Source organism: Sphaerisporangium sp. NPDC088356 (assembly GCF_040685555.1).
In the GTDB taxonomy this organism is placed as follows: Bacteria; Actinomycetota; Actinomycetes; order Streptosporangiales; family Streptosporangiaceae; genus Sphaerisporangium.
In genome coordinates, this window is the sequence record NZ_JBFBIK010000092.1 from 22,094 (window position 1) to 31,098 (window position 9,005).

11 protein-coding genes and 4 pseudogenes are annotated in these 9,005 nt (G+C 69.9%); 13 read left to right on the forward strand and 2 right to left on the reverse strand.

Annotated elements, in window-relative coordinates; genetic code table 11:
* The first annotated feature begins 2 nt into the window (after positions 1-2).
* On the forward strand, positions 3-926 hold the full coding sequence (locus AB0O34_RS27085; RefSeq protein WP_363919982.1) for a serine/threonine dehydratase: 924 nt from the start codon (positions 3-5) through the stop codon (positions 924-926).
* Between the two features lie 53 nt (positions 927-979).
* On the opposite strand, the pseudogene AB0O34_RS27090 reads toward AB0O34_RS27085, so the two are convergent.
* Together AB0O34_RS27090 and AB0O34_RS27095 are read right to left on the reverse strand one after the other, a co-directional pair.
* Positions 980-1,090: pseudogene (locus tag AB0O34_RS27090) on the reverse strand (VOC family protein); the annotation flags it as partial.
* 219 nt (positions 1,091-1,309) lie between these two features.
* Positions 1,310-1,489: a DUF397 domain-containing protein gene (locus tag AB0O34_RS27095; RefSeq protein ID WP_363919984.1), complete on the reverse strand. Its 180-nt coding sequence runs from the start codon at positions 1,487-1,489 to the stop codon at positions 1,310-1,312.
* A gap of 29 nt (positions 1,490-1,518) precedes the next feature.
* On the opposite strand from AB0O34_RS27095, the gene AB0O34_RS27100 reads away from it, so the two are divergent.
* From AB0O34_RS27100 to AB0O34_RS27155, 12 genes and pseudogenes are all read left to right on the forward strand, one after another.
* Positions 1,519-1,770 (forward strand): hypothetical protein, encoded by a 252-nt coding sequence (locus AB0O34_RS27100; RefSeq protein ID WP_363919986.1) that lies wholly within the window; start codon positions 1,519-1,521, stop codon positions 1,768-1,770.
* 259 nt (positions 1,771-2,029) lie between these two features.
* On the forward strand, positions 2,030-2,278 hold the full coding sequence (locus AB0O34_RS27105) for a cell division protein CrgA (RefSeq protein ID WP_363919988.1): 249 nt from the start codon (positions 2,030-2,032) through the stop codon (positions 2,276-2,278).
* 636 nt (positions 2,279-2,914) lie between these two features.
* The gene (locus AB0O34_RS27110; RefSeq protein WP_363919990.1) at positions 2,915-3,169 is read left to right on the forward strand and encodes a hypothetical protein; all 255 of its coding nucleotides are present in this window, start codon (positions 2,915-2,917) and stop codon (positions 3,167-3,169) included.
* A complete protein-coding gene (locus AB0O34_RS27115; protein ID WP_363919992.1) occupies positions 3,166-3,690 on the forward strand; it encodes a DUF6879 family protein in 525 nt (174 codons plus the stop codon). The genes AB0O34_RS27110 and AB0O34_RS27115 overlap by 4 nt, the downstream gene beginning before the upstream one ends.
* Before the next feature lie 23 nt (positions 3,691-3,713).
* Complete coding sequence (locus AB0O34_RS27120; RefSeq protein ID WP_363919993.1) at positions 3,714-4,592, forward strand: helix-turn-helix transcriptional regulator; 879 nt, start codon at positions 3,714-3,716, stop codon at positions 4,590-4,592.
* Between the two features lie 114 nt (positions 4,593-4,706).
* Positions 4,707-4,928: a hypothetical protein gene (locus AB0O34_RS27125; protein WP_363919995.1), complete on the forward strand. Its 222-nt coding sequence runs from the start codon at positions 4,707-4,709 to the stop codon at positions 4,926-4,928.
* Positions 4,929-4,972: 44 nt separating this feature from the next.
* Positions 4,973-5,476, forward strand: a pseudogene (locus AB0O34_RS27130) (methyltransferase domain-containing protein); the annotation flags it as partial.
* A 166-nt stretch (positions 5,477-5,642) separates the two neighbouring features.
* Positions 5,643-5,987, forward strand: coding sequence for a hypothetical protein (locus AB0O34_RS27135; RefSeq protein ID WP_363920001.1), 345 nt, complete (start codon positions 5,643-5,645; stop codon positions 5,985-5,987).
* A gap of 86 nt (positions 5,988-6,073) precedes the next feature.
* Positions 6,074-6,277 (forward strand): FxLD family lanthipeptide, encoded by a 204-nt coding sequence (locus AB0O34_RS27140; protein WP_363919999.1) that lies wholly within the window; start codon positions 6,074-6,076, stop codon positions 6,275-6,277.
* 114 nt (positions 6,278-6,391) lie between these two features.
* Positions 6,392-7,942, forward strand: coding sequence for a lantibiotic dehydratase family protein (locus AB0O34_RS27145; protein ID WP_363919997.1), 1,551 nt, complete (start codon positions 6,392-6,394; stop codon positions 7,940-7,942).
* Between the two features lie 98 nt (positions 7,943-8,040).
* Positions 8,041-8,727 (forward strand): annotated as a pseudogene (locus AB0O34_RS27150) (thiopeptide-type bacteriocin biosynthesis protein); the annotation flags it as partial.
* Between the two features lie 52 nt (positions 8,728-8,779).
* A pseudogene (locus tag AB0O34_RS27155) lies at positions 8,780-9,005 on the forward strand (hypothetical protein); the annotation flags it as partial.

Consider the following 9,005-nt stretch of genomic DNA (forward strand, 5'->3'; position numbering starts at 1 on the left):
CGATGGAGGTGACGCGCGAGGACGTCGAGCGGGCGGCCACCCTGATCGCCGGCCGCGTCCGCCGCACTCCGCTGTACGAGGCGGCGCCCGGCCTGCTGCTGAAGCTGGAAGGGCACCAGCACGCCGGGTCGTTCAAGACCAGAGGGGCGTTCAACCGGATCCTGTCCGCCGGACGGCTTCCCGATGCGGGGATCATTGCGGCGAGCGGCGGAAACCACGGGGTGGCCGTCGCGTACGCGGCGCGCGCGCTCGGCGTCCGGGCGGAGATCTTCGTGCCCGAGGTCTGCGCGCCGGTGAAGGTCGCGGGCCTGCGGGCCCTCGACGCCCAGGTCACCCAGACGGGTGCGATCTTCGCGGAGGCGTACGAGGCGTCGGCCAAGCGGGCGGCCGAGACCGGAGCCCTGGAGGTGCACGCCTACGACCAGCCCGAGGTGGTGGCCGGTCAGGGGACGGTGGGCCTGGAGATCCTCGAACAGGCCCGTGAGGCGGGGGGCGTCGACACCATCCTGGTCGCGGTGGGCGGCGGCGGGCTGGTCGGGGGCATCGTGGCGGCGGTGGCCGGCACGGTCAAGGTCGTCGCCGTGGAGCCCGAGCGCATCCCGACGCTGCACGAGGCCCTCGCGCGGGGCGGGGGCCCGGTGCAGGTGGAGGTGAGCGGGGTCGCCGCCGACGCGCTGGGAGCCAGCAAGATCGGGCGTATCGGGCTCGGCATCGTGCGGGAGGCGGGCGTACGGGCCGTCCTGGTCGGCGACGACGCGATCGTACGGGCGCGCGCGGAGCTGTGGCGCGACCATCGCATCGCGGCCGAGCACGCGGGCGCCGCCGCCCTGGCCGCCCTGCGCTCGGGCGCGTACGTCCCGGACCCGGGGGAGCGCGTCGCCGTCCTCATCTGCGGCGCCAACACCGATCCCTCGACCCTCGGGTAGCTACTCGGCCCACCTGGTGGGCCGGTGCTCTCCGTCCGGCCCGTGATGGCCCATCAGGTGCGGTCGTGGAGGGTGACCTGGTAGCCGTCGGGGTCGGCGAAGGTGAACGTCCGGCCGAAGGGGCCGTCGATCGGGGCGGAGACGATGGGGTGACCGTCGGCGGCGGGTGGGGATGGGTGTTTGGCCCACCCGGAGCCCGGTTGGGTGGTGGGCCGGTGCTTCCCGCCCAGCCCGTGAGCTTCGGTCGGGGTTGAGCCCGGTGGATTTCGGGTGTCTGGGACGCGGTTGGGTGGGCCGGTGACGCGCGCCTACCCTGCCGGGGGGACGGACGGGCCGTACCCCCGGCAGGGTGGCTGTGACAAAGCTGTTGAGAGTGGGGGCGCTTATCGGCGGAGGCGGCCGGTCTTCACACCGCCGAGGAAGGTGGTCCATTCCCCCGGGGTGAAGACGAGGGCCGGACCGGCAGGATTCTTGCTGTCACGGACGGCGACAAGCCCAGGCAGATTGCCGGCGACCTCGACACAGTTCCCGCCGCTATTGCCACTGCAGAAATGGCGCCCCATCCATAAGCGCTCAGCGGAATTCCCGAAAGGTGAAGGAAGAGCAGTTCATTCACCTGGTCCGGCTGGCGTGGGATCTGCACAGGCGCGGTCTCGGCGCGGCGGTCGAGTTGCCGATGGGCAAGGATCCGGCTCTGCTGGTTCCCCGGGAGTCCGGGCCGCTCCGTGTCATGGCGATGGCGCGTAAAGGCACGTGGTTCTACACGTGGGGGCGGGGCGAGGACCGGCGCGTACGGGCGCTGGCGGGCGACGCGGCCGATCGGGTCTGGGAGGTGGCGCGATGAGGAACGCGGGTCCGGGAACTCTCGTCCTCCTGGGGCTGGAAAGACGACGAGAGCGGCCGGGTCGTCTGGTTCGAGATGGCGTGAAAGGAGGGCGCCGCGATTCCCGTGATGCTCGACGTTTTGAACGGGAGATACGGCGGGCATTGGCGGCCAGAGGACGCGGGCCGAGGCCTTATATCGTCACTCCTCAGCATGGCCCGCAGAAAGCGACTGGCGTTCAGAATGATTTGTTCATGAGGCGCTGGACAGGAGTCATTCGGTGGACGATTCCGATGCTCGTCGGAAACCGGTCGAGGGCGGATCGCGGCGGAAGGTTCTCACCACGGCGCTCTTGCCGGCCGTCGGTGTTCTGTGGATCGCCGGCTTCTACGCCAGCCCGGAGGCCCCGGTTCTGGGCGCCCTGGGGAACTGGAACCTGCTGATCGGGTTCGCCCTCGTCATGACGGGCGTGGTGCTCGGGGTGGTCCTGCTGGTGAAGGCGGCGATGAGGCCGCGCCGCCGGGCCTGACGGCGTCGAGGGCGTTGCACGGTCTGACGCGACGGACCCGGCCCGTGTTCCGCGCAGGACCGCCGCGTGTCTATCGGGCGCGGCCGAGGACGATGCGCTCCCACAGCCGCCGCGCCTCGGCCTAGCTCATGCGCTCCGTGTCGCTGACCTTGACCTGCTTGCTCCGCACGTTAGCGCGGGCCCTCCGTCGTAAGTGATCCCTCTCCGGCCGGTGGCCTACCAAATCGAGACCCGGGCCGGCGTCGATGACACCTGGGAGGCTGAGGCGCTGGACGCGGTCTCCGGAGCCTCGCCTCACCAGGTGGCGCGTGGGCTGTGCCGAGTCCCCACCCGCGGGGTCAGCCCCCTTCCAATCCATCGCCTGGGCCGCATGGGGCCGAGTGGTCGGCCTTGGCGCCGACGCGGATCCGTCCATCGGCGTCGTAGGCGACCTCCCACATCTTCCTCGGGCAGCTCAGGATCGCGGCGCGAATGTCCTCGGTGAGGGGGACCCGATGGCTGCAGACCCCGATGACGCGCTGGATGGCGTGAGCCGCCGGCCCTCTAGACCGGTCGCGTCCAGAGGGTTGACGGCTACGTCGAGTCGTAGTTTTCTCATGGTGAATGTTCTCGAATTCTTCTCCGGGGGAGGCAGATATGAGGGTTACGTTCCTCGGTTCGACTTCGCAGAATGGGGGCTCGCCCACACTCTGGGCCACCGACCGGGGCAGCCTCGTGGTGCGGGGCTACTGCGTGACTGACTCGCAGGCGCTCGCCGACCTCGGAGAGGTGCCTTCCGGGGAGGCCGACATCGAGATCCCGCTAGCGCTGCTGAGGTTCTACCAGGCCGCTACCGCCCACGACGCCGTCACGACCCCGGCGGCTGACGAAGGCGCCGGTGAGGGTCGTTGACCCTGGTTTCCGGCGACGCGTTCGGGGATCTGTTCAGGGCGTTCGAGCACACCGCGTTCCGGCTGGAGCCTCGGGAATGCTACAACTCTCCGGGCGAGTACGAGCCGCTCCGCCGATTCCTCGCCGGCGAGCCCGACGACCTGGCGTGGAATCGGCTATGGCTCGATCTCATGGCCGAACACGCGGCCAAGGGTAAGTTCGTCCACCGCGTGCGGGTCGTCTCCGTCCCGTTGTCGGACTACTCCCGCTTCGGCCTGTGGTGCGCGCAGTTCGCCATCCAGGCGGGGGAGCACATCCGCTACCTGGACCGGGCGCAGGCGGCCGGTCTGCCGGAGCTCGACTATTGGCTGTTCGACTCCAAATGGGCCGCTCGGCTGAAGTTCGACGAGGATGACGTACTGCTCGGTGCCGAGATCGTCACCGACCCGGCCATCGTGGTCGAGCTGGCGGCGGCTCGTGACGACGCCTGGCACCGGGCGGTCACCCGTGAACAGTTCCTCGCTGACTTGGCACGGGGGTAGGACGGCTGAGTAGAAAGGGGGGCGTGACCAGCGTCCAGCAAGCCCGAGAGGCACTCGGCAACAAGCTGCGCAGCCTGCGCGCGTCCGCCGGCCTGACCGGCCGTGAGCTCGCCGAGCGTCTCTCCTGGCCTGCCTCGAAGATCTCGAAACTGGAGACGGGAAAGCAGACTCCCACCGAGGCCGAGGTCACCGGCTGGGTCGGCGCGACGACCGGCGACGAGCAGGACGGCGCCTCGGCGCTGGCCATGCTGCGCACGATGGAGTCTGCGCACGCGGAGTGGCAGCGCCTCTTGAGCGGGGGCACTCGCCACCATCAGGATAACTGGGCCGATATGGAACGGCGCGCTACTCGTCTCCGGGTCTTCGAGCCCGCCTTCGTTCCCGGACTGCTCCAGACAGCGGGATACGCCCGTCACCGGCTGGCTCAGGCCATCGGGCTGTTCGGCATCACCAACGACATCGACGGCGCCGTTCGCGCACGGTTGGCCCGCCAGGAGATCCTCTACGACCCGCGCAAGCGCTTCCACTTCGTGATCACCGAGGCCGTTCTGCGGTACCGGCTGTGCCCGCCGGAGCTGATGCTGCCTCAGTTCGATCGGCTGGTGGCCGCCTCGACACTGCCCAACGTGCGGCTCGGCGTCATCCCGTTCGGCACGCCGTTCGTCGTCGCTCCTGGGTGCGGCTTCAGGATCTTCGATGACCGTCAGGTGCTCGTGGAGATCTTCTCGGCCGAGTTGACGTTGACCCAGGCCCAGGAGATCGACCTGCACGAGAAGGTCTTCGGGGCGATGGCCTCCGTCGCGGCCTACGGCGCCCGCGCCCGCGCCGTCATCACCCAGGTGATGGAGGAACTGCGCTCGGAGCTCCCCGACGACGATGGCGAAAGCGCCGCGACGGCGTAGCTCGATATTTCGCGCCGTCCCTGCATGCTGATCAGATTCGAGAAATCTCAAGAATATTCCTCGTCATTCTCCTCGCGGTCGTGTCACGCTGACAGCGCCGTCGATGGTCCTGCCATGGAGATTGTCGTGAGTTCAGCGTTCGTTCCGCTCCTGCCCAAGGACGCCGTGACCGCGCCCCAGCAGCGGACCCGTGAGGTCGTCGAATACCGGAAGTCGGGGTTATCCCTCAGCGTGCCGGCCCGGGAACTGCCCGGGTGCCAGCCCTCTTTGATCATCGATACCCACAAACTGGTCGGCTGCCTCTATCACGTCCACGAAGAGGGGATCCACCCTTGACCACCGACAACGACGTCCGAGACTTTGCCGAGCTGCGTGCCACCATGGTGGGTGAACTCCGCGAGCAGGGCGCGATCCAGTCCGAGCCCGTGGCGGCGGCCTTCGCCACTGTGCCGCGCCACCTGTTCACGCCGGGCGAGTCGCTGGAGGTGGCCTACGGCGTGGACAACGCGCCGATCGTCAAGCGCGACGACAACGGCCTGACCCTCAGCTCCGTATCCGCCCCGCACCTCCAGGCCGTCATGCTGGAAGCGGCTGAGATCAAGCCTGGCATGCGCGTGTGCGAGGCCGGCAGCGGCGGCTACAACGCCGCGCTGATGGCCGAGCTCGTCGGCGACAGCGGACGCGTAACCACGGTGGACATCGACCCGGAGATCGTCGAACGCGCCGGCGCCTTCCTGCACGAGGCGGGCTACGACCACGTGCACGTGGTGCTGGCCGACGCGGAGCGGGGCGTCCCCGAGGCTGCTCCGTTCGAGAGGATCATCGTCACGGCCGGGAGCTGGGACATCCCGCCCGCCTGGATCGAGCAACTCGGCGACGACGGCCGTATCGTTGTTCCGCTCCGGATGAAGGGGACGACCCGCTGGATCGCGTTCGACCGGGACAGCGCTACGCCGGGCGCTGCACCTGCCGAGGCTCGAACGCTGGTCCGGCGCGGTATTCGACCTGCCCGGCGAGCAGGCACTGTTCCTGCTCACCAACGACCCGAACATGGCGCTGCTGCACGCCGACCAAGAGGCCGTCGACCAACATCTGGTCGCCCGCCCGGCCCTCAGGGGCGTGCCCGTCCTGATCAACGGGGACAGCTTCGCCTACCGCGCGGCGCGGCCGAGCGACGAGCTGAGCAGCGGATACGAGAGCGGCGTCTACGCTCACGGCCCGTCGGCCGGAAAGCTCGCCGACCGGTACGCGGAGCTGCTGCGCCAGTGGGCGGACAAGTACCACCGACGCGGCGCCGCTTCCATCCGGTACATCCCCAAGGCCGCCACCCCGCCGGCCTCCTCGGCCGGTGTCCTGCCGAAACGGCACGGGACCGTCGTCGTCACCTGGCACTAGACCACCGGCGCCCTCGGGAAGGTCGAACGGACCTGCCCCTGGAGGCACCGGGGAACCCCAACCGCCCCAACGAAGGAGGCACCGTCATGACCGCCCGCACTGCCGGAGGCGCGGCAGCACTCGCGCCACCCGAACCCGATCAGGCCGCCGATGGCTGGGACACCCAGTGGCTCGCCGACCTGGACGTGACCATCGTCGAGTCCGGCGTGGCCGCCGATCAGCTCATCCGCATGACCGACGACGGCTGCAACTCGACGTGCGGGACCGCATGCGTGAGCTGCGGCACGTAGGCGCTCCATTGAGATTCGACGCCTGACCCGAGCGCCCGACCGGCCATCGCTGCCCGGCTGGTCGGGCACCCCCAACCACGGGAGCGGCTGATGTACCGATACCTCGGCTCCGCAATGTTGCGTGCCCCAGCGTGGCCGCCGGATCAGCGGATCACAGCGTGGCCTGATCTGACCGGCCCGGACGCGGGTCCCGCTTCCTGGCGCGCTTGGCTGGCTTGCACGTGGCAGACGCCCGGATTCGCGGCGGCCGTGGAGCAGGCCAGCCCTGACCTGGCAAGGCGAGGACGCGATATCTGCGCTGGACGGCGCATGTCCGACTTGGCGATGCGCCGGGCGGTGCTGTCGGTGATGCGCTACCTGCTGCGCTCCTCGGGCCGGGCCACGCCGTTCGGCCTGTTCGCTGGCATCGCTCCGATGCGCATCAGTTCCGCGCCGGACCTCCCTGCGGTGCACAGCGGGGACGCGCACCGCCCGAGGGCCCGGGTCACTGCGGAGTGGCTCGGCGGGGTCGTACAACGGCTGGAAGGCGAGACGGCGCTGCGGCGGCGACTGAAGGTGACGGCCAACAACCTCGTCTTCGAGCGTGATGGCCGCCTGGTGCTCGAACACCGCCCCAGCACCGAGGCCGGCGGTGCCTCAGGGCATGTGAGCGTGCGCGCCACCGGCCCCGTACGGACCGCGCTCCGACTTGCCCGTGATCCCCTCCTGGTGTCGGACCTGATCACCCGGCTGTCGGCGGCCTCCCCGCGCGCTGCCGAGACCACCGTCGACACGCTCGTGGCCGAGCTGGTCGCCCAGCGCCTTCTGTTCACCAGCCTGCGCCCGCCCATGACGCGCTGTGATCCTCTGCGGCACCTCCTCCAGGAGCTGGACGCGGTGAACGCATGGGAGATCGGCGAGGTGGCCGACATCGTGAAGAGCCTGCACGCCCTCGCTGACGAACTCGCCGCTCATGACCGGGCACCCGTGGCCGCGACGGGCGAGTATCGAGCACGTGCCGTGGTGGCGATGGCGGGAATCCATCACACCAAGCGCCCGCCGCTCTCGGTCGATCTGCGCCTGGACGGGGAGGTGACGGTGCCCGCCGCGGTGGCCTCCGAGGCGGCTACGGCGGCAGCCGCACTTGTCCGTCTGGCCCGCCGGCCCGTGCTCTCCGCTGTGTGGGTGGCCTGGCATGAACGATTCCTGGACCGGTATGGCCCGCGCGCCCTGGTCCCGCTCCGGGACGTCGTTGACGCCGACATCGGGCTCGGCTACCCAGCCGGGTACGACGGCGCACACGCGCCGGAGGAGGTGATCCTTGCCGACCGCGACCGCAAGTTGCTGGCCATGGCCCACAACGCCGCGCTACGCCGCCAGCGCGAGATCCTGCTCGACGACGACATGATCGCCGACCTCGGCGGTGTGGGCCCGGACGCCCCGGTTCAGCCCACCACGGAGCTGACCGTACGGATCGAGGCGCCCACCCCGCGGGCCTTGGCCGAGGGCCGGTTCACGCTTGTCGTCGTCGGCGCATCGCGTGCCGTGGGCAGATCAACCTCCGCGAGCCCGCGCACCGCGCCCTGCTGCGCGCCCAAGTGGACCGCGCCGGCATCGCCGTGCTGCGCACCGCCCCTGAAGTGGACGCGGCCGGATGGATCGGTTGCCCCGGCCACGAGCTCGTGATCCCACTCTCCGCGACCGGCCGGCCTGCCGAGCAACCTCGCCTCCCGCGCGAGGTGACTACTCGAGAGCATGGCTTCCTGCCCGGCCAGCACGGGCGGGTGTCGCTCAAGCTGTACGGGCACCCCGACCGGCACGATGCCATCCTCATCCGCCATCTGCCACGCCTGGTCGACGCGCTCGGCGCCGACACCCAGTGGTGGTTTCTTCGCTACCGCGATCCCGACCACCATCTCCGCATCCGGCTTACCGTTCCCGAGAGCAGATTCGCCGACGCCGCTGCCCAGGTCACCGCATGGACCGAGCAGGTGCGCCGAGCCAGGCTGACGGCGCGCGTGCAGTGGGACACCTACCTCCCGGAGACCACCCGTTTCGGCGGACCCGCCGTCATGAACGCGGTCGAGGCCTACTTCGCGGCCGACTCCGCCGCCGCCCTCGCGCAGTTGACGGCGACCGCCTCCCGGGCAGGGCCGAACCTGCACGCGATAACCGCCGCCAGCCTGCTCGACATCGCCGCCGCCTGCCTGGGTGACGCCGATGCCGCGATGCGCTGGCTGATCCGTCACAGCCGCGCCGACGCGTCCCCACCCGACCGGATCATCTATGACCAGGCCGTACGCATGGCCCGGCCGGGCGACCATGAAGCCCTGGCCGGACACCTGGCAGGCGAGCAGATCGTTTCCTGCTGGGCACAGCGACGGCAGACACTCGCCACCTACCGCGACATGCTGAAGAAGGCCGGCACGGTGCCCCTGGCCGTCGTGCTGCCCGATCTGCTGCATCTGCACCACGTCCGCGTCCCACGGCATCGCCTCGGCCCTGGCCCTGCTGTCCCTGGCCGTGCTTCGCGACGTCGGCGTGACCGGCGCACAGGAGGCGATCGAACGCATCTGCACCTGGACCGACACCTGGCGGCAGCAGGACAATGCGGGCGCCTGGTGGCCAGGCACACTCACCATCGATCAGGCGCGCGAACAGCACATCGACCCGTCGCAGCGCCCCCGCCCGTCATGGTGCTACAAGTTAACTGAACTAAATAATGAGTTTTCGCAGTCCAGGGGCGTAT